This is a genomic window from Virgibacillus phasianinus, assembly GCF_002216775.1.
Taxonomy (GTDB): domain Bacteria; phylum Bacillota; class Bacilli; order Bacillales; family Amphibacillaceae; genus Virgibacillus_F; species Virgibacillus_F phasianinus.
The window spans coordinates 3575862-3602426 of record NZ_CP022315.1; the positions used below are offsets into that span (position 1 = coordinate 3575862).

The following is a 26565-nucleotide window of genomic DNA, read 5'->3' on the forward strand; positions in this document are numbered from 1 at the left end:
CATTCCGTTTTTTGTTGGCTTCCCTTGTACAGATTTTTTATACGTAAGTATCCTTCTTCAAGTGCAAAAAGCCAACTATTAACACTTTAAGACTACAATTTGTTTAAATAGTGAGATATTTGTCGAATGATTAGGTATTTACATCTAACCGTTTTATGGTAATATATACCTATGTTTAGGGGTGTTTTAAGAATAAGCTGAAATGAACAATCAAACAAACAGGGACCGGGGGTGTTAAAATCAAAAAAGACAAGGTATTTTCCTCACTTAAACATTTAACAGCATCATTTTCTGATGCTTCCTTATATGTCCATGGATCATCCTATTATGATGATCCTGGATATGGTGATGTTGATTAACAGGTTACAGAATTACTTTGTTTAAAAAAATATAAAAATGATGATCTATAATTAGCAGGATGTAATATGATCTCCGAGTAATTTGACAAAGGAATCAACTTACATTCTTTTTTTGCCCCTACGAATTAGTTCCTACGGTTAATCAGGATAAGCATCCATCAAAAATGCTACTGACTGTTTTATTAAATCTCTTAAAACATTAATATCAATATCTGCTACCTTATTTATATATACACATGCCTTTCCAGTAGTATGTTTCCCAAAATCCTTTAACAACTCTTCCCTTTTTTCATCACCAGTCGCAAAATATAAACTGATTTTAGCTTTTCTGGGTGAAAAACCAACCAACGGCGCGTCACCCTCATGTCCTGAATCATACTTATAGTGGTATGAACCAAACCCAATAATACTTGTTCCCCACATCTTAGCGTCGTAACCAGTTGTTTCAGCAAAAATGGTTAGTAATTTAAATGCATCCTTCTGCTTTTTGGAATTTTCCACGCTTTCAATAAATTCGATAACACTATTATCTGTTTCGAAGGTCTTTTGTTTGTACATAGATAATCACTCCTTTTTATTGCCATGTACTGCTATCTTACCATAAAAAGCCAATGCCTTTTAAATACATGGGAATTTATTAACTAAATGAAAAAATATGCAGTCCCACAACATGCAGCGATATTTGAGTAGCACTCATTCACCCCTTCCCTTTATTGCAGTATTACCTTACTGTCTTTTCATTCATCAGTTTTTATCCTAGCCTGCTGATATAATTTATTATAAAAAAAAGTGGAGATACGATTGAACGTATCTCCACTTTATTGTGCCTGGCGGCGTCCTACTCTTGCAGGGGCAAAGCCCCAACTACCATCGGCGCTGGAGAGCTTAACTGCTGTGTTCGGCATGGGAACAGGTGTGACTTCTCCGCTATAACTACCAGACAATTCCAATAAGGAAAAGGTATGATTTATACCCTAAAAACTAAATAAGAGCTGAAATAGATGACAATCAATGGTTAGTTAAGTCCTCGATCGATTAGTATTCGTCAGCTCCACGTGTCGCCACGCTTCCACCTCGAACCTATCTACCTCATCGTCTCTGAGGGATCTTACTCACTTAGAGTGATGGGAAGTCTCATCTTGAGGGGGGCTTCATGCTTAGATGCTTTCAGCACTTATCCTTGCCACACGTAGCTACCCAGCTATGCTCCTGGCGGAACAACTGGTACACCAGCGGTGTGTCCATCCCGGTCCTCTCGTACTAAGGACAGCTCCTCTCAAACTTCCAGCGCCCACGACGGATAGGGACCGAACTGTCTCACGACGTTCTGAACCCAGCTCGCGTACCGCTTTAATGGGCGAACAGCCCAACCCTTGGGACCGACTACAGCCCCAGGATGCGATGAGCCGACATCGAGGTGCCAAACCTCCCCGTCGATGTGAACTCTTGGGGGAGATAAGCCTGTTATCCCCGGGGTAGCTTTTATCCGTTGAGCGATGGCCCTTCCATGCGGAACCACCGGATCACTAAGCCCGACTTTCGTCCCTGCTCGACTTGTAGGTCTCGCAGTCAAGCTCCCTTCTGCCTTTACACTCTTCGAATGATTTCCAACCATTCTGAGGGAACCTTTGGGCGCCTCCGTTACTCTTTGGGAGGCGACCGCCCCAGTCAAACTGCCCGCCTGACACTGTCTCCGAACCGGATTACGGTCCTGGGTTAGAATGTCCGTACAGCCAGGGTGGTATCCCACGGATGCCTCCACCGAAGCTAGCGCTCCGGTTTCGATGGCTCCCACCTATCCTGTACAAGCTGTACCAACATTCAATATCAGGCTACAGTAAAGCTCCACGGGGTCTTTCCGTCCTGTCGCGGGTAATGTGCATCTTCACACATAGTATAATTTCACCGGGTCTCTCGTTGAGACAGTGCCCAAGTCGTTGCACCTTTCGTGCGGGTCGGAACTTACCCGACAAGGAATTTCGCTACCTTAGGACCGTTATAGTTACGGCCGCCGTTTACTGGGGCTTCGGTTCTAAGCTTCGCGCCCGAAGGCGCTAACTCTTCCCCTTAACCTTCCAGCACCGGGCAGGTGTCAGCCCCTATACTTCGCCTTTCGGCTTCGCAGAGACCTGTGTTTTTGCTAAACAGTCGCTTGGGCCTATTCACTGCGGCTCCTCCTTAAAGGAGCACCCCTTCTCCGAGGTTACGGGGTCATTTTGCCGAGTTCCTTAACGAGAGTTCTCCCGATCACCTTAGGATTCTCTCCTCGCCTACCTGTGTCGGTTTGCGGTACGGGCACCTATGAACTCACTAGAGGCTTTTCTTGGCAGTGTGAAATCCAGAACTTCGGTACTATAGTTCCCTCCCCATCACAGCTCAGAATTGTTGGACGGATTTGCCAATCCAACTCCCTTGCTGCTTGGGCGCACATTTCCAGAAGTGCGCATTCCTTATCCTACTGCGTCCCCCCATCGCTCAAACATTCATGAGGTGGTACAGGAATATCTACCTGTTGTCCATCGCCTACGCCTTTCGGCCTCGGCTTAGGTCCCGACTAACCCTGAGCGGACGAGCCTTCCTCAGGAAACCTTAGGCTTTCGGTGAAAGAGATTCTCACTCTTTTTTCGCTACTCATACCGGCATTCTCACTTCCAAGCGCTCCACCAGTCCTTACGGTCTGACTTCACAGCACTTGGAACGCTCTCCTACCATTGTTCCGAAGAACAATCCGCAGCTTCGGTGATACGTTTAGCCCCGGTACATTTTCGGCGCAGAGTCACTCGACCAGTGAGCTATTACGCACTCTTTAAATGATGGCTGCTTCTAAGCCAACATCCTGGTTGTCTGGGCAACTCCACATCCTTTTCCACTTAACGTATACTTTGGGACCTTAGCTGGCGGTCTGGGCTGTTTCCCTTTCGACTATGAACCTTATCACCCATAGTCTGACTCCCAACGTAACGTAGCTGGCATTCGGAGTTTGACTGAATTCGGTAACCCGGTGAGGGCCCCTAGTTCAATCAGTGCTCTACCTCCAGTACGCATCTATTGAGGCTAGCCCTAAAGCTATTTCGGAGAGAACCAGCTATCTCCGTGTTCGATTGGCATTTCACCCCTACCCACACCTCATCCCCGCATTTTTCAACATACGTGGGTTCGGGCCTCCAGTCAGTGTTACCTGACCTTCACCCTGGACATGGGTAGATCACACGGTTTCGGGTCTACGACCGTATACTATTTCGCCCTATTCAGACTCGCTTTCGCTGCGGCTCCGTGTCTTCCACTTAACCTTGCATACGATCGTAACTCGCCGGTCCATTCTACAAAAGGTACGCCGTCACCCATAAACGGGCTTCGACTACTTGTAAGCGCACGGTTTCAGGATCTCTTTCACTCCCCTTCCGGGGTGCTTTTCACCTTTCCCTCACGGTACTGGTTCACTATCGGTCACTAGGTCGTATTTAGCCTTGGGAGATGGTCCTCCCGGATTCCGACGGAATTCCTCGTGTTCCGCCGTACTCAGGATCCACTCCGGAGGAAACGCTTTTTCGATTACAGGGCTCTTACCCGCTTTGGCTGATCGTTCCAGATCGATTCATCTAAAGCATTTCTTTGTAACTCCAATGGAGTGTCCTACAACCCCAGAAAGCAAGCTTTCTGGTTTGGGCTGATTCCGTTTCGCTCGCCGCTACTTGGGAAATCGCATTTGCTTTCTCTTCCTCCGGGTACTAAGATGTTTCAGTTCCCCGGGTCTGCCTCACGTATCCTATGTATTCAGATACGCGTACTGCTCCATTACGAACAGCGGGTTTCCCCATTCGGAAATCCTCGGATCGAAGTCTACTTACGACTCCCCGAGGCATATCGGTGTTAGTCCCGTCCTTCATCGGCTCCTAGTGCCAAGGCATCCACCGTGCGCTCTTCTTCACTTAACTATCTTTATGATTAAGAACTTACGTTTTTGATGTCGTTGTCTATCTTGCTCTTATTTAGTTTTCAAGGTACAAAAAGAGAGATTCGCATCCCTCAAAACTGAACAAACAACCTGATATGTCAAGGCCTACATAATAGTAGGTCTTACGCCCCCGGATAACCAGCAGGTTATCACAGGGATTCCGTTAAACAGGTCAGCTTCCACTACATGTAGCTTCTCGCTTCCTGTTTTTCCTTAGAAAGGAGGTGATCCAGCCGCACCTTCCGATACGGCTACCTTGTTACGACTTCACCCCAATCATTGGCCCCACCTTCGGCGGCTGGCTCCATAAAGGTTACCTCACCGACTTCGGGTGTTGCCAACTCTCGTGGTGTGACGGGCGGTGTGTACAAGGCCCGGGAACGTATTCACCGCGGCATGCTGATCCGCGATTACTAGCGATTCCGGCTTCATGCAGGCGAGTTGCAGCCTGCAATCCGAACTGAGAATGGTTTTATGGGATTTGCTACACCTCGCGGCTTCGCTTCCCTTTGTTCCATCCATTGTAGCACGTGTGTAGCCCAGGTCATAAGGGGCATGATGATTTGACGTCATCCCCACCTTCCTCCGGTTTGTCACCGGCAGTCACCTTAGAGTGCCCAACTAAATGCTGGCAACTAAGATCAAGGGTTGCGCTCGTTGCGGGACTTAACCCAACATCTCACGACACGAGCTGACGACAACCATGCACCACCTGTCACTCTGTCCCCGAAGGGAACACGATATCTCTATCGCTGGCAGAGGATGTCAAGACCTGGTAAGGTTCTTCGCGTTGCTTCGAATTAAACCACATGCTCCACCGCTTGTGCGGGCCCCCGTCAATTCTTTTGAGTTTCAGCCTTGCGGCCGTACTCCCCAGGCGGAGTGCTTAATGCGTTAACTTCAGCACTAAGGGGCGGAAACCCCCTAACACCTAGCACTCATCGTTTACGGCGTGGACTACCAGGGTATCTAATCCTGTTCGCTCCCCACGCTTTCGCTCCTCAGCGTCAGTTACAGACCAGAGAGTCGCCTTCGCCACTGGTGTTCCTCCACATCTCTACGCATTTCACCGCTACACGTGGAATTCCACTCTCCTCTTCTGTACTCAAGTCCTCCAGTTTCCAATGACCCTCCACGGTTAAGCCGTGGGCTTTCACATCAGACTTAAAAGACCGCCTGCGAGCGCTTTACGCCCAATAATTCCGGACAACGCTTGCCCCCTACGTATTACCGCGGCTGCTGGCACGTAGTTAGCCGGGGCTTTCTGGTTAGGTACCGTCAAAGCACCGTCCTATTCGAACGATACGTGTTCTTCCCTAACAACAGAGTTTTACGATCCGAAAACCTTCATCACTCACGCGGCGTTGCTCCGTCAGACTTTCGTCCATTGCGGAAGATTCCCTACTGCTGCCTCCCGTAGGAGTCTGGGCCGTGTCTCAGTCCCAGTGTGGCCGATCACCCTCTCAGGTCGGCTACGCATCGTCGCCTTGGTAGGCCATTACCCCACCAACTAGCTAATGCGCCGCGGGCCCATCTGTAAGTGACAGCAAAAGCCGCCTTTCAACTTTCTACCATGTGATAAAAAGTATTATTCGGTATTAGCTCCGGTTTCCCGGGGTTATCCCAATCTTACAGGCAGGTTGCCCACGTGTTACTCACCCGTCCGCCGCTCGTTCCACAAGCTCACGCCCCGAAGGGCGATTGCTTGCTTCCCGCGCTCGACTTGCATGTATTAGGCACGCCGCCAGCGTTCGTCCTGAGCCAAGATCAAACTCTCCAAAAAAGTTTGAATAGAATCGACACCAATCAATTCTATCGATGGTCTTAGCTTTGTTTCGTTGCTTCTCTAGTTTCAGCGTCCAGCGACTAGTGGACTTCCTTCACCTCCGTACGATAAGGTCAACATCGATTCGCTTTCGCTCACCGTGTTCCCTTTATCTCCTGCGGTTCAGTCCATCCCATACGTCGCTAACGGACGCTTACGCTTTGCTTGACATACTACTTGATTGTTTGTTCAGTTTTCAAGGAGCAAATTTCAGTTCGCTTTTCAAAACAGCGACTTTACTAATCTATCACATCAACAGTTTAAATGTCAACAGAAATTTTTAATTAATATCTCGTTGCGTTTTGCGACAACCTATTAACTATATCATTTCTATTATGAAGTGTCAAACAACTACATTCATATTTTAATAGATTAATTTAAACCTTTCACTTTCCATCGCTGGTGGAAAGCACTGTTTTTTAACAGCAAAAATAATGATACTACCGTTAAAGCGTAATGTCAACAATTATTTTTAATGTACATGGAAAATGAAAAAATTACTGCTCTGCACGCAGCAGTAGCAGTAATTTTGCTAGTAGATCCTGAATTACCGTATTTAATCCTTGACGCGCAGAAAAGCAGATTTTACTTTGCTGCTTAATCGGCCTTAATCCCGGCCCCGCATAAGGGGATCACCACTTTCCTGTCAGAACCTGGTTGGAAGGGATCGACTTTAAAAAGTCTATCTTTTTCTAGTGCTCTCCCTTGTATACAACTCTCTACATATTTGAAAAAGCCTGCAAAAGTTGCTGCTGTTGTTGGCTCCACATAAAAACCTTTTTTGGCAAGATAATCCCGAGTACTATCAATCAATGATTCAGGTGCAGTGACGATTACACCATCTGTTTCACGGACCGCTGCCAGGATTTGACTACTTCTGGGTGGATTGGCAATGGCTATTCCTTCCGCTGCAGTTCCTTCATTGATAACCGGCCGGGCAGTGGCTAATCCGTTGTCAAAAGCCAATGCCAGTGGCGCGCATCCTTCAGCCTGAATGGCTAGAATACGTGGCATCCTGTTAATTAGTCCAAGGTCAAGTAATTCTTTAAATCCATAGTAAACACCCAATAGCAAGGTGCCGTTCCCAACAGGAACAACCACCACATCCGGTATTTCCTCCTTCATTTGCTCAAACACCTCAAAAGCATAGGTTTTTGTCCCTTGATAAAAATATGGATTGTATACGTGACTCGCGTAAAATACATCGTCCTCGTTTACCGCTCTTTGCGCCGCTTTAGCCGTATTTTCCCGACTGCCTGGTACAGTGTGAACAGTTGCTCCGTGCCTGACAATCTGCTGGATTTTCTTTGGAGAAGTACTTTCAGGTACATAGATATGACATTCTATTCCTGCACGATTTGCGTATGCTGCAATGGAAGTCCCTGCATTACCACTGCTATCAGCGACCAGCTTTGTTACTCCAATTTCTTTTGCTTTAGCTACCAATACAGCTGCTCCCCTATCTTTAAATGAAAGAGTAGGCATCAAATAATCAAGTTTTACAAATATGCTGGATCCCGTTCCATCGAGTGGAACGATAGGAGTAAATCCTTCTCCCATCGACACTGACTTCCATCCTTTATCGTTTCCCCAGAAAGGAAGAGCATCGATATAACGCCATATGGTAGCAGGACGCGTTATGGCCTCTTTTATAGAAAAGTGGCTAGCGAAAGACCGCAGATCAAGTAACCCTCCACACTCACAACGCCATACAAGAGTTATGGAATCATAAATTCTATGGCAAATACTGCATATATAGGACAAAATTATAACACCCCCTATTCCAAAACTGAATTCTACCTATTGAACACATCCTCTGCCACTAATCCAGACTACCTTTTCGACCTTTCCTCTTCTAACCCCGTAAGCCCGATCATACAGATTAACGGTCGGACAGACATGATTTGGAATAATTTCAATACGATCACCAATTTCCAAGGCACCAGAAGCGTTTATTACAGCATGCTCATCGGAAAGTTTCTTTATTAGAAGATCAGGATATCCCTTTATTTTCCCAAATCCATCCGTTCTTAGTACTCCACTCGATCTTTGATCAATTGTCATGGATTTAGCTCCCGCATCGGCAACCACTTTGCCTCTGCTGCTTGTCGATGTAATGGTTGCCAGCACAGTTGCGGCACAATGTTTTAAGTCAGTAAGGAAATAGCCATGTCCGACATCATAAAAGACATACGTTCCAGGTCTTATTTCCGTTATACCAGGCAGGATTATTCCAGTCAATTGTGCCAATGAACAACCTACACTGACCTCACAATCGATGCCCCACTTTTCTTTGATTTTTTTCCCAATTTCTATCACATTTTCCTGCGCTTGAATAGCAGCTTGTTTCATTTGTTCCTTATCTGCCGCATGGTAAATATGCCCCTCGTGAGTAAAAACACCACGTATTTTAATCCCTGGGAAACTCTGAATAATTTTATTTGCAAGTATTATTGCATCATCTGGTTTAACACCACAACGCCCATGGCCAGTATCCACTTCAATCATTAGTTCAATCGGAACCCGGTCATCAAAAAATTCCGCAAACCGTTCCACATGATAGATTGAGTCGACGGCCACGCGTAATGTGGCTTTAGCTGCAATCGTCCTAATCCGTTCCAATTTTTGTTTCCCGACAATTTCTGTAGCGATAAAAATGTCTGTGATACCAGCATTAACCATGGCTTCCGCTTCGCTGACTTTTGCAACCGTAATACCCTTGGCACCATATTCTAATTGCAAATGAGCGATATCAGCCGATTTATGTGTTTTGGTATGCGGGCGCAATGCAATCCCCTTAGAATCAGCGAATTTTTGCATAGCTTTCAAATTCTCTTCCATTTGGTCAAAATCAATTATAAGTGACGGTGTATCCAATTCTTCTATCGATTGCCTGGTCATTTTAGAGACCCCTCTCCTTTTCCAATACATCAGGCCTATACGCATAGAGCGCTGGAGATCCACCAGTATGCAAGAATAATAGTTTTTCATCTTTCCTAAAATAACCAGTTCGAACAAGGTCAATCAGCCCAGCCATTGCCTTCCCGGAATACACAGGGTCGAGAAGAATTCCTTCCGTTCTGGCTAACAATCGAACCGCTTCGCCCATTTCAATAGTAGGAATTGAATAACCACCTCCAACATAGTCATCAAAGCACGTGATTGTATCTTTAGGAATGTTCCCCGTAACACCGACATACCGGGCAGTCTTTTGGACAAGTTCATCAATTAATTTCCTTTGTTGTTCCTTTTCCCTGCTTACATTAATCCCAATTACTGAAATTGGACTATTGCAACCATAAAAACCAGTGACTAGCCCGGCATGTGTACCACCACTTCCACTCGCACATACGACATGATCAATATTAATACCCTTCGCAAAAGTTTGTTCCTGTATCTCCTGAGCACAGGCTACATATCCAGTAGCTCCAATTTCATTTGAGCCACCACCAGGTATGATGTAAGCCTTGTTCCCCTCCCCAGCAACCTCTTCTGCCATACCATTCATTGCCTCCATCATATCGGATCCACCAGGTACGACTTTTACCTTCTCAACACCAAGTAAGTGATAAAGAAAATTATTGCCGCTAGCATTTTTATGATAACTGTTTGGTACTCTCTCTTCTAAAACTAACCTGCATTTCAACCCTTCTTTTACTGCAGCAGCAAGTGTTAGCCGGCAATGGTTCGATTGGACAGCACCACAGGTTATCAGCGTATCTGCTCCCTGTTCCAATGCGTTAGCAACGAGAAACTCCAGCTTTCTGGTTTTATTACCACCGGAGGTTAAACCAAGTAAATCATCCCGTTTCATATAAATTTCCGGGCCATTTAACTCCCTTGAAAAGTTAGTCAGTTTCTCAATCGGTATTTCCCATTCTGTATATTTTCTTCGTTTAAATTTCGCTAAGTTCATGATAAGTCCCCCTCGTATTGGTCATAACCTTCTTTCACCACGGATTGCGTTAAAATATCTGTTGGGTCTATTACAATAACTGCAGCCGTAGAATGAAGGACAAGTGATATTTCCGTACATCCTGCAACAATTGCTTCTGCTCCATTTTTGACTAATAAATCACATACACTTAAAAAACATGCTTTTCCACTTTTTAAATCACCTTGTTTAATATGAAAAATCCCCTTCATCACCATTTTTTGCATATAAGGATCGGGCTCAAGCAAGGTGATTCCTTGTGATTGAAAGGGCTTATGGAAAAGTTTCTTCCGAAGTGTTGCGTCAGTGGCAAGCATTCCTACCTTCTTTAATGCTAATTTCTTCATATATATCGCCGTTTCGTTTGGCATATTTAAAATAGGAACAGTGACTTCCTTCTGAACTTCGGGGAGGAAATAATGTGCCGAATTACAAGCAATCACAAGCAATTCGGCCCCGGTGTTTTGTAAAAGTTGTGCCGATTGAACTAAAAAAGGAACTAAGTCAGTTCCTCCACTAAGAATTGCAGCCATCCGATCGGGAATCTTAGGATTATTATCGACTATTATATGAAGATGTTCTTGATCGGTTTTCGCTGGTGTATGAGAAATAATTTTCTGCATCATATCAACAGTTGCCATAGGACCCATTCCACCAATTATCCCAACCGTCTTTGACATTCTGCTCTCCCCCTTTGTCCAATTTTCATTCCCAAAATAACTCTTCCATATATACATATTAAAAATAATTAATTTTATCACTTGTCGAAATAAACAATGGTTACCAGCGCAACAAAGGTTCTTAATTAAATGGACAAAACATATTCATATAGTAAGACGTGGGATATTAATTAACTTAATATTCCAACTATTGATTGCGAAAAGGGGGTATAAGCATTCCAAACTGTTTTGTTCGTCAACACATTTAAAGGAGGTAGTTGTAATGGCTAAAATCGGAAAAATAGGGTTACTTCCGCAAATTTTAATTGCTTTTGTAATCGCAGTCATTGCCGGGATTATCTTTGGACCGGGTATTGCAGTCGTTCAACCATTGGGGGATTTATTTTTACGCCTTATTCAATTCATTATCGTTCCCTTAATTGCATCTTCTCTGATTGTTGGGGTTGCAAGCACCGGCAACATGAAGACACTTGGAAGAATTGGCGGAAAAACGATCATCTACTATTTAGTGACCACACTTATTGCAGTTTGCATAGGTCTGGTAGCGGCATTATTATTCTCACCCGGTACCGGTGTTGATATTTCCTCAGCTGGTAAAATACCTGAAGCAACTGAAACAGGCGGTTTTATCAATGTATTATTAAATATTATACCAACCAATCCTCTCGAGAGTTTATCAAGCGGAAATATTTTACAAATTATTTTCTTCTCCCTGTTCTTGGGTATAGGTATTACAATGGTCGGGGAAAAAGCCGAGCCAGTATACCGTTTCTTCGATGGACTTGCTGAGATCATGTACAAAATAACCTGGGTTATCATGAAATTAATCCCAATTGGAATCTTTGGCTTATTAGCTCCAATCATCGGGGAATACGGACTATCTGTATTGCTTCCTTTGATCAAATTGGTTTCAGTTGTCGCTGTTGCCTGTATCGTACATGCACTGATCACTTATTCCATTGCTGTTAAAACGCTTGGTAAAATGAGTCCAATTCAGTTCTTCAAGGGCATTGCACCGGCCAGTTTAGTAGCATTTAGTACACAGAGCAGTTCCGGAACATTACCGGTCACTATCAAATGTTCCGAAGATAATTTAGGTGTTTCAAAAAAGATTTCAAGTTTTGTTTTGCCATTAGGCGCGACCATTAATATGGATGGAACATCTTTATATTTAAGTGTTGCAGCCCTTTTTACAGCACAGGCATATGGAATCGAATTAACTTTTGGACAAATAATGATGATTGTTCTGATTGCAACACTTGGTTCAATCGGGGCTGCTGGAGTACCGGGGGCAGGTTTAGTCATGCTAGTATTGGTACTGACCACAGTAAATTTACCGTTAGAAGCGATTGCACTGATAGCAGGAGTTGACCGTTTTATGGATATGTTCCGTACCGCTGTAAATATCACGGGTGACGCATCTGGCGCACTAATTATTGACAGGTCCGAGCAAAATGCTGAATCAAGCTCTGCTGTCAGTTCATAAGAAAATCCCATAAAAGGGGCTGAGACAAAAGTGATTCAGTCATAGAGAAATCCGAACTATGATTCAAAATTCTTTGATTAGAATTTGACGTAGTTCGGATTTTTTTTTGCACTTTAAGAAAGCATAAATCTTTATCGGTATAAGATATAAAAAAATCTAAGATTCAGTGCCCTTATACGAGGCCACTGAAAAAGGTAAATATAGCACAAAATAGGTGGATCTATGACCGCATCTTGAATATACTGCGCGCACCTTAGGGCGAGTGACGAGCCTCCTTGCCCCGGCAAGGGGTAGCCGACGTTGCCCGCAAAGGGCGGTTTTAGTCGGGCTTCATTAACTCCGTCCTACGGGGTCTCGCCGATCTCTTACTTCCCGCAGGACAAGGAAAGCTCCCTTGAGAAACATCGCATGCAGAAAAAGTGGGTTTCTTTTTCAAGGAGTCTCCGTATATTCAAGATGCTAAGTTAAGGTGAATAGCTAAATTTATAAAATCCACCACTTTTTCAGTGCCCTTCTTTATACAAGGGTATTTTTCTCAACCTTGCCATTTTTGATTACTACCTGAACCGTATTGTTATCAGCAAGCGAATAAATGTCTTCTAAAGGATTACCTTTAACGATAATTATATCGGCCAGCTTATCTTGTTCAAGCGTTCCAACTTTGTCTTCCCAGCCTAAACATTCAGCAGCCGTTTTTGTGGAAGCGACAATTGTTTCCATTGGTGACATGCCAATATCGGCCATTAACCCAAGTTCTCTTAAATTTGTGCCGTGTTTCATTACACCTGCATCCGTTCCCATGGCAATTTTAACTCCAGCTTTATGTGCCTTAGCAATGCTTGCCATATGATGTTCGATGACTTCCTTCGATTTAACTACGGCAGTTTCCGGCATTCCCACATCTTTTGCCGTCTCAAGAACTGCAACAGGGGCAAGCAGTGTAGGTACTAAAAATGTACCGTTTTCTTTCATCAGTTCAATTGCCTCATCGTCCAAAAAGATACCATGTTCAATCGAATGAATCCCCGCTTTCACCGCATTCTTTATACCTTCTGCACCTTGCGCGTGTGCCATTACTTTTACACCTTTTCGAAAGAGGCTTTCCTCCACAATTACCTTTAATTCTTCTAAAGAGAATTGAGTAAATTCGGGATGGTCGGTTGCGCTTAAGACACCACCAGTTGCATGGACTTTAATAACTTCTGCACCAGCACGCAGCATTTCGCGCGTTTTCTTTCGTACTTCTTCAACACCATCACACTTCCCATCAGGCATGCCAGGATATCCAGACGGCATGAGATCTACTGTGTTACCAGAAACAGTATATCCATCCCCATGGCCTCCCGTGATGGTCAATGCATTAATACTGAGTTGTAATCTTGGTCCAGCGATCAAACCTTCCTCCACTGCTTTTTTAACACCTAGGTCTGTACCTAACGCATCACGTACTGAGGTAATACCTGCATGCAAGGTATTTTCCAGATACTTGGCTGCCTGGTAGTACATAAATGAAAAGGGTCTTGCCAATCTGTCAGCAATTGGTGCAAATTCCATCATCATGTGCACATGTGAATCGATAATACCCGGCATAATCGTCCCGCCTTGTGCATCAACGATCACTTCATCCCCTGTTTGTGTGTAGTTTGTTTCATTACCAATAAAGACAATCCGGTCATCCTCTACTACAACAACCGAACCTTCTTTTGGTTCTCCACCCTTACCATCAATTAATAATCCGTTTTTAATAATCGTTTTTGCCATTTTCATAACCCCCATTTATAATGTTTGAACTAATAATCCTGCAATAATTACTGAAGCAATTGTTACGGTAGTGAATCCGCCAATTAACATAGGCGTTAGTAATTCATTAAAAATAATTTTTTCCTCATGTTCGTTCCTGGCAACACTTCTGCTAACTTCCTCACAAAGAATATAATCACCTGGGAAACCAAACAGCGCTGTTAATGCTACAGGCATTGCTTTAAATGGATGCCATTTTACTATTTTTGCCGCGAGATAACCTCCAAGTGCGATGCCAAATGTGCCAAGCAGTAAAATTAACAAAATGCTTGGTAAATTAGTGATTACATCTTGTGGCGTTACATCCGCCATTGTTCCAATCACAACAAAAATAATCCCCATCATTGTAATAGTAAATGAATTCGACCTTTCCAGCGATTTTGTTTCAAACAGACCAAGTTTGACACCAACCAGTCCTATTGCCAAACACCATAAACTGTAATGAATTGGGGTAAATTCCCCAAGAAAAACTCCAACTGCTGCACCAACAAATACAAAAAATAATTTTAAAGTCGCACTGGATTTAATTGGACCGGATTTTCCATTGTGCACTTCTTCTTCGTTAGATTCAACAGCACTGGCGATCTGCTCGAATGTCCCATCATCCATTTGGCGCCGCAATTTAATAGCGTATCTTCTCATGAAGTTCATCGCCAGTGGCATACCAAGCACTCCCTGAAATGCAACGACTAGAGCAGGTATAACAATAATGCTAGTCAGGCCAAGTTCAGTTAGCTTCTCTGAAGTAATGATTAATGCAATAATTCCCCCACTGATTGGACCAAAACCAGCAACTGCTGTCGGATAGTCAAAAATTAATGGAACAATTGTCAACAGCAGGATCCCCGCCACAACAATGCCACTTAAGGCAATAACTACCGCTTTCAGCTGACTTCTAAGAATGGAGAAGGGAATCAACGTACCCATATGCAAGATTGCCGGACCAATTAAAATGGCCCCTAGCGCTGGAAAAGTGGATTTTTCCAAAATATCATCAGGAAAAATGCCTGTCCAAGAACAGACCAGAAAGCCTACCATTGCCGTTAGCAGCATTGGAATTCTAGCTCTTGACACAATGGACAGCCACTCCCCAAGTGCAATTAAAGCAAAAATTAACACTGTAGCTATTAGTGGATTGCTTAACATAAAAACCCTCCTCTTGATGCGGTAAATTTTTAATAATATATCACCTCAAAGTCAATTTGTCTACGCCGTTTTCAGATTATTTATTACTGTGGAATTATTTGAATTTGAATAACTTTTGTAACCTTGCACCATAACAAAACTGTAATAGCAATAAAGTAAGCGGTTACCAATTTTAGCTTTTAGAGACCTACTATTTCCACGAATTGGGTGGGAAAATTTTTTACTTTTATGAAAAGCAGAATCTCCCCGGGACCATATTGAGATAAAGGGAACAAACACAATCACCGCGGTGTGTTGAGTCTCAAACCGGCTAAACTCGGGATGCAGCTATTTTTCTCCCGAGTTGGGCTTGCTCTCTCCAAGTTCCACCTACTCCTGCCCAAGCTCCGTACTCCCTTGCCCGACTTCAACCTGCCTTAGTTGAAAAAAGAGGCTGGGACATAACTAGCCAAAAATAACTTAAAAATGGTTCTGATCATCGGTTTTTGATGATCAGAACCATTTTTCGTTGGATTGTCTTGATTATCTAGTGGTTGTTTTGTCTTCATGGCGGTGTACTTCCTCAAGTTTACCGCCATGAATGCAAATCCTATTTCACTTTCTACTTTCTCTTTACCTCGTACAGACATACGAGTGAAGCACAAATTAGCCTTCAGAAATCCAAAGACTGGCTCCACATCGATTTTACGATTGCCGTAAATTTCACCAGTTTTCTCTTCCGAAAGCAGTTGCTTAATGTATTCTTTTTGTTGTTCCCATTTTTCGTTGTAATAAATTCTTCGATTATTTCCTTCCTTCGCTTTGGTGCATTGGGAACGCAATGGACAACCTGAACAGTCCTCAGACTCATAAACTTTAAACGATCGTGTTAGTCCGTATTTATCTGTTCGATTGGACATGTGGCTGAACATTAATTGTTTTCCATTTGGACAGGTAAACGTATCGTCTTCATTATTATATTCCCAATTGGCTGTATGGAAAGCGTTATTCTTATGCTTCTTTTTCTTCTCTTTTCGATACTGGTTATAGGTAATCAGCGGTGTGCGTTTTCGATTCTCGATGACATCTTCGTAGTTTTGTTCACTACCATATCCTGCGTCAGCCACGATGTGCTTTGGCAGCTTAAAGTAATTATTTTCTATGTTATCCAGAAATGGAATGAAGGTGCGAGTATCTGTCGGATTTGGGAATACATCATAAGCGAGCACATATTGTCCTTCGGTTGCAGCCTGCACATTATACCCAGCTTTCAGCTGGCCGTTCTTCATATAATCATCTTTCATTCGCATAAAAGTGGCATCATGATCCGTCTTCGAATAACTATTGCGTTCTCCGAAGATCTCCATGTCTTTTTGGTATTTCTGTTTTCGCGCCAAATAATCCTTGAATTGTTTGCGGTATTGTTTCGGTGCTTTACGGTCAGACCGTAGTTTTTTACGTGCGCTTACGTCTTCACTCGCTTCTATTTTCTTGTCATACGCTTCTACCTTGCCATCCAGCTGCTCCACTACTTTTTCGAGTTCTTTCGTGGACAGTTCCTCCAGGCTTTCCCGTTCGATTTCCGGAAGAATTTCTTTCTCCAATAATTCATCATACATTTGGTTGGATTTTTCCACCAAATTAGCACTGTACCTTTCAACCGATTTCCGCCATACAAACGTAAATTTATTGGCATTCGCTTCAATCTTGGTTCCATCAATAAAAATCGCTTCTTCATCAATTTGTTTTTCTTCCACTAGCTGACAACGGAATTGCACAAAACATTGACGCAGTAGTTCTTTCACCTCTGGATGCACACGAAAACGATTGATTGTACGATAACTTGGTTCATAACCTTGCGCTAACCACATCATACGCACACTATCTTTAAGTAACCCTTCCATTTTTCTTCCAGAAAAAACCGACTGCGTGTAGGCACATAAGATAATTTTCATCATCATTTGTGGGTGATAGGCTGGACATCCAGTTTCACGGGAAAAGGCAGCGAATGCTTCCTCCGGAATCTGTGTTACAACATCATTTACTGCATAGGCAATATCATTTTTGTCCAATTTTATTTCTAAATCTAAAGGCAACACCACTTGATTTATGTTATAATTTTTAAACATAAGAATCCCTCCGATAATTATTGTGTGGTTACTTTAATTCTATCAAAGGGGATTCTTTTTGTTTAGTAAAAATAAACGATTATATAAAAAAAGCGTGGTATGTCACCTGAACGGTGAGTGCCACGCTTTTTTATTTACTGGGTTTTGTCCCAGCCTCTTTTTTATTAGGCGGTTCTTTGATTATGGTCTGTAGGCGGTGTGGCGGATTCACTATTTTTCCCCCACCACGTCGCCAGAATCGGACCTGAGATATTATGCCAAACACTGAAGATGGCGCTTGGAACTGCGGCTATTGGTGAAAAATAGGCAAGTGCTAATGTAGCGCCAAGACCGGAATTTTGCATGCCAACCTCAATGGAAACAGCTTTTTGATCGTAAAAGTCCAGTTTAAAGGTTTTCGCAGCAGCAAAACCGAGCGCAAGCCCTAATACATTATGTAAGACAACTACAGCGAAAATTAGTAAGCCCTCTTTGACAATGTTTTCGGTATTCACCGCAACTACTGCTGATGCTACTGCGACAATCCCAATTACGGAAACCAGTGGTAATGCAGCCACACTTTTTTCTACTTGTTTACGGAATAATAAACGGATTACAATCCCAAGTACAATCGGGATCACCACTATTTTTACAATCGACAGGAACATACTTCCAGCCGATACAGGCAGCCACTTACTTGCGAGAAGCAAAGTTAGTGCAGGTGTTAGAACCGGTGCAAGTAATGTTGAAACGGCCGTTACCGATACAGAAAGAGCTGTATTTCCTTTAGCTAGAAAAGTCATAACATTAGAGGCCGTACCACCAGGACAGCATCCCACTAATATAACGCCCACCGCAACCTCTGCGGGAAGTTGAAAAACGGTTGCCAGTCCATATGCAAGGAGCGGCATGATGATAAACTGAGCTAACACCGTAATAAGCACACTTTTCGGTGCCTGAAAAACTGCCTTAAAGTCACTTAATGAGAGCGTAAGCCCCATTCCAAACATGATAACTCCAAGCAGTAACGCTATATGGGGTGCAATCCATGTAAAACCACCAGGTAAAAAGAAACTTACAATAGCAAATAAAATAACCCATAATGCAAATGTATTGCCAGCAAAACTGCTGATTTTCTCCAATGTCTTCAAAATAGACCCTCCTTCAAAATAAATTCTTATTAATATATCACCTCGGAATTGGTTTGTCCACAGTTTTTTCAGACTATTGATTACTATTAGAATAATTATTATTGAGGGATGGAAAAATAAAACGTGGTCTTTTCAGTAATGGGAGCGATTACATTTTTTATAAAGAATGAGAGTGAAGATACTATTAAAAATTTGGACGCCACTCCTCAGGCAGCGTCGTAAAATACCAAATAAAAAATCTCTTAGGCCGCTTCATATGTCTTATAATCATTATGATTTAGCAAGACTTGTGCCTTGGAACGATCCTCATCCTTCTGAAAACTAATTCGCAGAACGCCAAGCAACCCTTCCCTGGATTCAATTATATGCAGGTTCGTAATACTAATTTCATGTTCCGCCAGTAATGAGGTAATTCCTGCAATTGCACCTGGCACGTCCATTACATCCACATAGAGATCATAGTAGGAGGGAATCGCTCCTTTCGAACGGACTGGTAGCGAATCCCGGTATTCCTTTGCTTCTTCAAAGAAACGATTAACTGCCAGTTCATCTTCGTCCCTTAAGACCTGCTGGATCCTGCGCATTTCCGTCATCCAGTCTTCCAATAAGTCCAGTAGATTAAGACGATTTTGTTTGACAATGTCTTTCCACATAATCGGACTGCTGGACGCAATCCGGGTTACATCCCGAAAACCCCCCGCGGCTAACAGGCTGATAAGCGAATTTTTATCGGAATATTTTTTGGCCTGGTTAACCAAACTCGCTGCAATAATATGGGGGAAATGGCTAATAACACCTGTAATATAGTCATGTTCTTCTGTATCTAATACTAGGAAATGGGCCTTTGCTCCGGAAAGCCATTGCTGCAGCTCCTCTAATTTGCGGGATGGTGTATCAGCAAGCGGTGTTAATACATAGTACGCATTTTCAAATAAATGGGCCTTTGCGCTTTCCACACCAGCCTTATGGGAACCTGCCATCGGATGTCCGCCGATAAGCGTTATCCCCTCATCGCGCAAATCGCAAGCTAGCTCCATAATTCTGCCTTTCGTACTCCCTGTATCCGTAATCAGAACATCTTCTTTTAAAGCAAAACCCGCTAATTGCTTTACTAGTTTTTCCATTTCCAGTACCGGTGTTGAAAGGATAATAACATCAGCTAATTCGGCTCCCTGGCGAAAGGATTCAACCTTTTCATCAATTACATTGCGTGCATGTGCTATCTCCATTCCACTTTTTTTCACATCGAAGCCATAAATCGTTGCATCAGGATGTTTACTTTTAATTGCGAGGGCTAAAGAACCTCCAATTAATCCTAGTCCCACTATAAATACATTTCCATGCATGAAAAGCCCTCCTGTTTATGGTGCTACACATTTACCATTATTTCTTTTAACGCATTTCTCACACGTTCATTTTGCTCTTCTAAACCAATTGTAATGCGGGCGCTCGTCGGAAAGCCCAGTGCTTTGCCAGAGCGGACAATGAGACCCTTGGATAATAAAAATTGAGCAATTTCGTCCCCATCACGTTCGAAATCAATTAAAATAAAATTTCCCTCAGATGGATAGAAATGAAGATTATGCTCCCTGCAAAAGTGGTAATATTTCTCCCGTTCCAGCGCGTTACGTTGACGACTTTCAGCCACAAAGTCCTGGTCTGTCATTGCGACGGATGTAACTAATTGGCCAAGCACATTTGTATTAAATGGCGGGCGGGCGGATTCAAGCCGTTGGATATTTTCCTCAGACGAAATCCCGTAACCTACACGAAAACTGGCAAGCCCATATATTTTTGAGAATGTCCGCATGATGACCAGATTCGGATATTTTTCAATAAACGGAAGCGAATCATATGGTTCTTCTACATATTCGTAGTAAGCTTCATCAAGCACAACTAATACATCACTCGGAACTTTTTCAAGAAATGCTTGAAGTTCCTTCTTTGGAGTATAACTTCCCGTCGGATTATTTGGGCTGCATACCCAAACTATTGCCGTGTTCTCATCAATTTCCAACAGCATTTGATGCAAATCATGATAGCCATCGATAAGCTCGACTTCGCGCACCTCAGCTCCTTCGATGACAGCATTGTGTCTATACTGTGGAAAAGTTGGTTTGGCCATTACTGTATTTTTACCATGTTCAAGCATTGCTCTTGAAATAATTTGAATAAGTTCATCTGTACCATTTGAAAAAACAAGCTGTTTTTCGTTCACGCCTAATACTGAAGCGGTTACCTCCCGTATTTCGGAGGCATTGCCGTCAGGATAAAGAACATAGGATGATTCAAAATTCTTTAGGGCTTCATCGACTTTCGGTGAATAACCATACGGATTCTCGTTCGATGCCAATTTGACAATGGAGTCAAGCTGGTACTCCTTTTTTACATCTTCTATCGACTTACCAGGCTGATATGGTTGTAATCCTAGAATTTGCTTTTTCCATTTCATACCGATTCACTCCTTATTTTTGAAAGGGGCATTAATACCCCCTTACTTATACACAACTTGCTGAACTAATCTATCTTTAAACGTTTTTAAATCATTGATGAACGTATTGAACTCCGCAATATCCATCTGTTGTGCGGAATCAGATAAAGCAACTGCAGGATCCGGGTGAACTTCTGCCATCACAGCATCCGCGCCAATTGCAAGGGCTGCTTTAGCTGTTGGGAACAGCAAGTCTTTTCTCCCTGTAGAGTGGGTAACGTCAACTACAACAGGCAAATGTGTTTCCTGCTTTAAGATTGGCACTGCTGAAATATCCAATGTATTTCGTGTTGCCTTTTCATATGTGCGAATACCGCGCTCACATAAAATGATTTGATCGTTCCCTTGTGAAATAATGTACTCCGCTGCATTAACAAATTCGTCAATGGTTGCAGAAAGTCCACGTTTAAGCAGAACAGGCTTTTTCACTTTTCCAACCGTTTTCAGTAATTCAAAGTTCTGCATGTTACGGGCACCAATTTGAATGACATCAACATAATCCAAAGCTGTTTCAACGTCTTGTGGTGTGAGAATTTCACTAACAACCGACATTCCCACTTCATCCGCAACCCTTCTTAATATTTGTAAGCCTTCGATTCCAAGCCCCTGGAAATCATATGGAGAAGTTCTTGGCTTAAACGCACCGCCACGCATCAACGTTAGACCTTGCTGTTTCATTGCCAATGCCACAGCTTTTACTTGTTCATAACCTTCAACTGCACATGGACCCATAATGAACCGTTGCTCGCCGTCGCCAATTTTTTGGCCATTGACATCAACAATCGTATTTTCGGGGCGGGCCTTCCTAGAAACCAGTAATGCCTTTTTATGATTATCCTTTTGCAGCTCCAGGCTTGCTTTGAAAATTTCTTTGAAAAGATGTTGTACGGTTGATAATTCAAATGGTCCATTATGGTGGTCATTGATCAGATCAAGCGATTGACGTTCACGGACCGGATCGAATCTGGTGATCCCTTGTTTTTCTTTTTGTTTACCAATTTCCTGAACGATCTCTGCACGCTCATTTAATAATTTTAAAATTTCTAAGTTAACTCCATCTATCTGATCACGTAATTGTGCTAGTTCGTTTGTACTCATACTGTAATTCCTCCTAATATTTTTGTTATTTGGTAAAGCCGGGGCGAAAAAAGCATCACCTCTTTCAAGTTAATATAGTAAAATCGCCCCTGTCGCTCTTTGAAACGACAGGGACGATTCTCACCGTGGTACCACCCATATTGTGAACATAACTTCTGTCCACCTCTTAACATTGTTAACGATCAAATGACCGTCTTTTTCACCTTTGAAAAAGAAGCTCCAGGAGTGTAATTCATGCTTATCTTTGGCTGATTCGCACCTACCATCAGCTCGCTGTAACAGGGAGATAAAACACTACTATTTTCCTTTCGTTGCCTATAAAAATATTCTTTTTTGGTATTAAAAAAGTCCCTACTGATTAAACAGTAGGGACGATTATAATCGCGGTACCACCCTAGTTGTGAAAGGAAATCCTTCACCACTTTTATCATTGTTAACGATCATAAGACCGTCTTCTCCGCTTTAGCGAAAAAGAAGCTCCAGGAGTGTAATTCGTGCCTTATCTTTGACTGATTCACACCAACCATCAGCTCTCTCTGTACAGGGAGATAAGACATTACTGTGTCCCTTCGTTGCTAAAAATTGTTTTAATTTTTCTAAATTATAATTTCATATTATATGCTCGCTTAGGATCGTTTGTCAACACTAATTTAAAACTTTTTTTAAAATGGGTAAATCCATTTCCTTACAAATGAATCTCAAGACCCTGCCGGATTCGTTCCACAGCCTCGTAGATCCGTTCATTTGGTATGGAAAGAGATAATCGAAAATATCCTTCTCCTCCAGGTCCAAAAATATTTCCGGGGGTGAAAATAATACCTGTTTGTTCAAACACAGTAGTGACAAATTGCTCCGAAGTAAAACCGTCGGGCACAGGTGCCCAAATAAAAAATCCTGCCCTCGCCGGCTTTGCGGCAATGCCAATCGATTGCAAGGCCTCAACCATCGTATCCATGCGTTGTTTATATACATGATTATATTCGGAAACACTGCTTTGATCACTTGTTAAGGCATGGGCAGCAGCTAGTTGGATTGGTGTAAATACACCTGTGTCAACATTGCTTTTATATATTGATAAGGACTTGATAACATCCTTATTTCCAACAACATAGCCAACGCGCCATCCCGTCATACTATACGCCTTGGATAATGAGCCAAACTCAACAGCTGTTTCTTTTGCACCTTCTACCTCTAATATACTTGGCGCTATATAATTATTATAGGTCACCATATTATATGCTGAATCACTAATAACCAACAGATCATGCTGCTGAGCGAAATCAACCGCCTGCTTGTAGAATGCAATGTCCACCGTAGCCCCTGTTGGATTGCTTGGATAGTTGAGAAACATTACTTTTGCTTTTTTTAAAACTTCTTCCCCGACCTGGTCAAAATTTGGTTTAAAGTCATTTGCTGCTTCGAGTGGCATATTATGATACTTTCCATCAGCTAAAAGCGTGGCCATCCGGTACACGGGATAGCTCGGATCCGGTCCAAGTACATAATCACCGGGATCAATGACCGATGGTAATAAATGCCCTATTCCTTCTTTGGAGCCGATTAAGGCCAGAACCTCCGTATCCGGATCGAGCTCTACGTTGTAGGTTTTCTTGTAAAACACTGCAACGGCCTTCCTAAATTCCTGACAGCCCGCAAAACTAGGATACTTTAGATTGGCTGGATTCTGCAGTTCCTCGGTAAGTTTATTTACGATATGATTTGGTGTCGGGAGATCTGGATCACCGACTCCCAAATCAATCACATCGATCCCTGCTTCTAGCGCCTTTTTCTTCATCTTTTGTATTTCCGCAAATTTATAAGGAGGTATGTTGGAAAGCCTTGTTGACCTCGTTTTCATGGAATAAAGCCCCCAGTTTTTATTTATACTTAGGTAAAGTATAATCTATGATTGATTGTGATGATATATCATACTAAGTCGTTTTTTATTCGTCAAGGACTTTGCTACCCATTCACAAAAAATAAAAATTCAGGGTTTACAATTCTTTGAAACTTTCGTATAATCGAATACAACTTTAACAAAACAACTGAATAAGTAATGGATGAGGAGCAGAAATCATCAGTACCTTATTACGTAAAATCTGTAAATTGTAATAAGCGAAAGGGAAATTTGCCGAAACAATGTTCTGTTTACAGACAGACATCGTTGGACTGTAGATTAATAGTGTGCGGTCTGTCATTATTCTAGTAATAATGGAGTGCTTCCACTTGTATATAAGACACATCATAAAACAAGTCGGCATGCGCTGGCTTGTTTTTTTAATACAAAAGCGCGGGGCACCCGTTAATTGGCAAGTTTTGATCAACAGGGAAAGAGGGCAATTAGTTTATGGAAAGAAGCATACTAAAATTTGGTGGCACAAGTGTAAGCAGCCTCGGGAAAATCAAAGAAATTGCGAATTACCTAAAAAAGCGGGTGGAACAGGGTGAACAGCTGGTTGTCGTTGTCAGTGCAATGGGCAAAACAACGGATCAACTTTTACAACAAGTAAGCTCGATTACCAGTACACCAAATGAACAGGATTTGGCTGTTCTGCTTACGACTGGTGAACAACAAACCATTTCCTACCTGTCCATTGTCTTAAATGATATGGCTGTTAAGTCAAAGCCGCTGACCGGGTATCAGGCTGGTATCGAAACAGTTGGCCACCACTTGAAAAGCAAGATTTCGAGAATCAATAATACATTGTTTGAACAACTTTTTGAAACATACAACGTCCTGATTGTTGCTGGCTTCCAAGGGTTCAATACCAACAATGAAATCACGACACTTGGCCGTGGCGGCTCTGATACAACGGCAATTGCACTTGCCGCTGCACATGAATGCCCCTGTGAAATTTATACAGACGTTGCCGGAGTATACAGTACCGACCCAAGAATCTATCCGCAGGCAAAACGCCTTGACTCGGTGTCCTATGAAGAAATGATGGAAATGAGTGCTCTCGGTGCTGGAGTTCTTGTAACGAGAAGTGTAGAAATCGCTAAGAACTACAACATTCCAATTTACTTAGGCAAAACATTATCAGACGCGAAAGGAACGTGGATTATGTCACAAACAGAAATGCTGGAGAAAAAAGCAGTCACAGGTGTTGCGCTTGATAAAGATATGATTCACGTGACATTGAACTACCCACATTATGATACAAGTTTAATGGATGCAGCATTTATTAATTTGGAACAGGAAGAAATCAATGTTGATATGATTTCACAAATAGTCAACAATGAGGGGCTTCAGTTGTCATTCACGATGAAAGATACGGAAGAGCGGCAATTACATACTATCTTCTTCCGTCTCAAGCAGGATTATCCTAGCCTGTATTATAAAATTGAAAACCATTTTGTGAAGGTCTCGGTAATCGGTTCAGGCATGCGTGATATGACTGGAGTCGCATCCAAAGTGTTTCGAACACTGATAGAAGCGGACATTCCTTTTTATCAGGTCACAACATCAGAGATCAGCATATCTTATGTAGTAGATGCAAGAAACAGTGAAAAAGCGGCACATCTATTGTGTGAACGCTTTGAATTATAAATGGAGGTTGTTTAAATGGTAAAAATTGCTGTTGTAGGTGCTACAGGACTTGTAGGCCGGAAAATGATTGACGTGCTTGAGAAAAAAGATATCCCCTGTGATGAACTTGTGCTCTTTTCATCCAGCCGCTCTGCAGGGAAAGAATTAACATTCAGAAACAAAACATACCGTGTAGAAGAATTAACGGAGGCAAGAACAGCAGAAGGTTTTGATTATGTGCTTATGTCAGCGGGTGGCAGTACAAGCTTGAAATTCTCCCCCTTGTTTGAACAAAACGGTGCAATTGTTATTGATAATTCGAGTGCTTTTCGAATGGATCCAACCATCGACTTAATTGTTCCGGAAGTAAATAGGCCCGTGCTTAACCGAAAAATTATTGCCAATCCGAATTGTTCCACTATCCAGTCGGTTATCCCGTTAAAAGTGCTGGAAGATGCATTCGGCGTCAAACGTGTAAGCTATACGACATACCAGGCAGTTTCAGGATCTGGTGTAAATGGTATTCAGGATTTAAAACGCGGCGAGAATGGTGAAGCACCTATGAACTACCCTCACCCTATTTATAATAACGCCATCCCGCACATTGACGTGTTCTTTGAAGATGGCTACACAAAAGAAGAAGTGAAAATGATCGAGGAAACAAGGAAAATCCTGGGGCTGAACGAATTGAAAGTAACTGCCACTTGTGTCCGGGTCCCCGTTGAGAACAGTCATGGTGTAGCAATGAACGTAACATTAGACGATTCGCCTTCAGTTGCAGAATTAAAGCAAGTATTTGATCAGAATGACCATGTTGTCTTACAGGATGACCCGCAAAATAATGTCTATCCAACGCAACTGGGATCAGCAGGCAAAGAAGATGTATTTGTTGGTCGTATCCGCAAAGATGAAAGCATGGAAAACACATATCATTTATGGGTGACAAGTGACAATTTACTAAAAGGCGCGGCATTAAACGCCGTACAAATTCTACAACAACTTATTGATACGAAAGAAGGATAAA

16 protein-coding genes, 3 rRNA genes, 1 riboswitch and 2 other annotated features are annotated in these 26565 nt (G+C 42.7%); of the genes, 3 read left to right on the plus strand and 16 right to left on the minus strand.

What is annotated here, in order from left to right; translation table 11 throughout:
• Window positions 1–497: 497 nt before the first annotated feature.
• The 8 genes from CFK37_RS17265 to cuyB form a co-directional block, all read right to left on the minus strand.
• Window positions 498–917, minus strand: a complete 420-nt coding sequence (locus CFK37_RS17265) for a DUF1801 domain-containing protein (RefSeq protein WP_089063042.1) — start codon at window positions 915–917, stop codon at window positions 498–500.
• Window positions 918–1184: 267 nt separating this feature from the next.
• Window positions 1185–1300 (minus strand): 5S ribosomal RNA (gene rrf / locus CFK37_RS17270).
• Between the two features lie 74 nt (window positions 1301–1374).
• Window positions 1375–4294: ribosomal RNA gene (locus CFK37_RS17275) — 23S ribosomal RNA — on the minus strand.
• Window positions 4295–4531: 237 nt separating this feature from the next.
• Window positions 4532–6097, minus strand: a 16S ribosomal RNA gene (locus CFK37_RS17280).
• The 16S, 23S and 5S rRNA genes sit together here, the layout of an rRNA operon.
• 639 nt (window positions 6098–6736) lie before the next feature.
• Window positions 6737–7906, minus strand: coding sequence for a threonine synthase (locus tag CFK37_RS17285; protein ID WP_089063043.1), 1170 nt, complete (start codon window positions 7904–7906; stop codon window positions 6737–6739).
• A 33-nt stretch (window positions 7907–7939) separates the two neighbouring features.
• The gene (locus CFK37_RS17290; RefSeq protein ID WP_172840524.1) at window positions 7940–9040 is read right to left on the minus strand and encodes an alanine racemase; all 1101 of its coding nucleotides are present in this window, start codon (window positions 9038–9040) and stop codon (window positions 7940–7942) included.
• 1 nt (window position 9041) lies between these two features.
• The gene (gene cuyA, locus CFK37_RS17295) at window positions 9042–10055 is read right to left on the minus strand and encodes a D-cysteate sulfo-lyase (RefSeq protein WP_089063045.1); all 1014 of its coding nucleotides are present in this window, start codon (window positions 10053–10055) and stop codon (window positions 9042–9044) included.
• Window positions 10052–10753 carry a cysteate racemase gene (gene cuyB, locus CFK37_RS17300; protein WP_089063046.1) on the minus strand — a complete coding sequence of 234 codons (702 nt, stop codon included), beginning with the start codon at window positions 10751–10753 and terminating at the stop codon, window positions 10052–10054. The genes cuyA and cuyB overlap by 4 nt, the downstream gene beginning before the upstream one ends.
• A gap of 262 nt (window positions 10754–11015) precedes the next feature.
• On the opposite strand from cuyB, the gene CFK37_RS17305 reads away from it, so the two are divergent.
• Window positions 11016–12239 carry a dicarboxylate/amino acid:cation symporter gene (locus CFK37_RS17305; RefSeq protein WP_089063047.1) on the plus strand — a complete coding sequence of 408 codons (1224 nt, stop codon included), beginning with the start codon at window positions 11016–11018 and terminating at the stop codon, window positions 12237–12239.
• Window positions 12240–12755: 516 nt separating this feature from the next.
• Here the strand turns inward: CFK37_RS17305 and CFK37_RS17310 are convergent.
• The 8 genes from CFK37_RS17310 to CFK37_RS17345 all read right to left on the minus strand — a co-directional run bounded on the left by CFK37_RS17310 (window position 12756) and on the right by CFK37_RS17345 (window position 23870).
• Window positions 12756–14000: a metal-dependent hydrolase family protein gene (locus CFK37_RS17310; RefSeq protein WP_089063048.1), complete on the minus strand. Its 1245-nt coding sequence runs from the start codon at window positions 13998–14000 to the stop codon at window positions 12756–12758.
• Between the two features lie 15 nt (window positions 14001–14015).
• Entirely contained in the window at window positions 14016–15185 is a 1170-nt protein-coding gene (locus CFK37_RS20220) for a hypothetical protein (protein ID WP_089063049.1), read from the minus strand.
• Between the two features lie 416 nt (window positions 15186–15601).
• Entirely contained in the window at window positions 15602–17293 is a 1692-nt protein-coding gene (locus CFK37_RS17320) for an IS1182 family transposase (protein WP_245837248.1), read from the minus strand.
• Between the two features lie 164 nt (window positions 17294–17457).
• Window positions 17458–18423 (minus strand): bile acid:sodium symporter family protein, encoded by a 966-nt coding sequence (locus tag CFK37_RS17325; protein WP_089063050.1) that lies wholly within the window; start codon window positions 18421–18423, stop codon window positions 17458–17460.
• Window positions 18424–18665: 242 nt separating this feature from the next.
• Window positions 18666–19769, minus strand: coding sequence for a prephenate dehydrogenase (locus tag CFK37_RS17330; RefSeq protein WP_089063051.1), 1104 nt, complete (start codon window positions 19767–19769; stop codon window positions 18666–18668).
• A gap of 23 nt (window positions 19770–19792) precedes the next feature.
• Entirely contained in the window at window positions 19793–20875 is a 1083-nt protein-coding gene (hisC, locus tag CFK37_RS17335) for a histidinol-phosphate transaminase (RefSeq protein WP_089063052.1), read from the minus strand.
• A gap of 42 nt (window positions 20876–20917) precedes the next feature.
• On the minus strand, window positions 20918–22012 hold the full coding sequence (locus CFK37_RS17340; protein ID WP_089063053.1) for a bifunctional 3-deoxy-7-phosphoheptulonate synthase/chorismate mutase: 1095 nt from the start codon (window positions 22010–22012) through the stop codon (window positions 20918–20920).
• Between the two features lie 106 nt (window positions 22013–22118).
• Window positions 22119–22333 (minus strand) — a binding site (T-box leader).
• A 43-nt stretch (window positions 22334–22376) separates the two neighbouring features.
• Window positions 22377–22594 (minus strand) — a binding site (T-box leader).
• 103 nt (window positions 22595–22697) lie between these two features.
• Window positions 22698–23870 carry an LL-diaminopimelate aminotransferase gene (locus tag CFK37_RS17345; protein WP_089063054.1) on the minus strand — a complete coding sequence of 391 codons (1173 nt, stop codon included), beginning with the start codon at window positions 23868–23870 and terminating at the stop codon, window positions 22698–22700.
• Window positions 23871–24064: 194 nt separating this feature from the next.
• Window positions 24065–24242, plus strand: a riboswitch (Lysine riboswitch).
• 117 nt (window positions 24243–24359) lie between these two features.
• On the opposite strand from CFK37_RS17345, the gene CFK37_RS17350 reads away from it, so the two are divergent.
• Both CFK37_RS17350 and CFK37_RS17355 read left to right on the plus strand, forming a co-directional pair.
• Entirely contained in the window at window positions 24360–25562 is a 1203-nt protein-coding gene (locus CFK37_RS17350) for an aspartate kinase (protein WP_089063055.1), read from the plus strand.
• 15 nt (window positions 25563–25577) lie between these two features.
• The gene (locus CFK37_RS17355; RefSeq protein WP_089063056.1) at window positions 25578–26564 is read left to right on the plus strand and encodes an aspartate-semialdehyde dehydrogenase; all 987 of its coding nucleotides are present in this window, start codon (window positions 25578–25580) and stop codon (window positions 26562–26564) included.
• Window position 26565: the final 1 nt, after the last annotated feature.

Excerpts from the sequence above, each read along its gene's own strand:
- CFK37_RS17330 (WP_089063051.1), bottom strand. The coding sequence starts at position 19,769 with ATGCATGGAAATGTATTTATAGTGGGACTAGGATTAATTGGAGGTTCT.
- CFK37_RS20220 (WP_089063049.1), bottom strand. The coding sequence starts at position 15,185 with ATGTTAAGCAATCCACTAATAGCTACAGTGTTAATTTTTGCTTTAATT.
- CFK37_RS17310 (WP_089063048.1), bottom strand. The coding sequence starts at position 14,000 with ATGGCAAAAACGATTATTAAAAACGGATTATTAATTGATGGTAAGGGT.
- CFK37_RS17345 (WP_089063054.1), bottom strand. The coding sequence starts at position 23,870 with ATGAAAACGAGGTCAACAAGGCTTTCCAACATACCTCCTTATAAATTT.
- CFK37_RS17340 (WP_089063053.1), bottom strand. The coding sequence starts at position 22,012 with ATGAGTACAAACGAACTAGCACAATTACGTGATCAGATAGATGGAGTT.
- CFK37_RS17350 (WP_089063055.1), top strand. The coding sequence starts at position 24,360 with ATGGAAAGAAGCATACTAAAATTTGGTGGCACAAGTGTAAGCAGCCTC.
- hisC (WP_089063052.1), bottom strand. The coding sequence starts at position 20,875 with ATGAAATGGAAAAAGCAAATTCTAGGATTACAACCATATCAGCCTGGT.
- CFK37_RS17290 (WP_172840524.1), bottom strand. The coding sequence starts at position 9,040 with ATGACCAGGCAATCGATAGAAGAATTGGATACACCGTCACTTATAATT.
- CFK37_RS17305 (WP_089063047.1), top strand. The coding sequence starts at position 11,016 with ATGGCTAAAATCGGAAAAATAGGGTTACTTCCGCAAATTTTAATTGCT.
- CFK37_RS17320 (WP_245837248.1), bottom strand. The coding sequence starts at position 17,293 with ATGTTTAAAAATTATAACATAAATCAAGTGGTGTTGCCTTTAGATTTA.
- CFK37_RS17265 (WP_089063042.1), bottom strand. The coding sequence starts at position 917 with ATGTACAAACAAAAGACCTTCGAAACAGATAATAGTGTTATCGAATTT.
- cuyA (WP_089063045.1), bottom strand. The coding sequence starts at position 10,055 with ATGAACTTAGCGAAATTTAAACGAAGAAAATATACAGAATGGGAAATA.
- cuyB (WP_089063046.1), bottom strand. The coding sequence starts at position 10,753 with ATGTCAAAGACGGTTGGGATAATTGGTGGAATGGGTCCTATGGCAACT.
- CFK37_RS17355 (WP_089063056.1), top strand. The coding sequence starts at position 25,578 with ATGGTAAAAATTGCTGTTGTAGGTGCTACAGGACTTGTAGGCCGGAAA.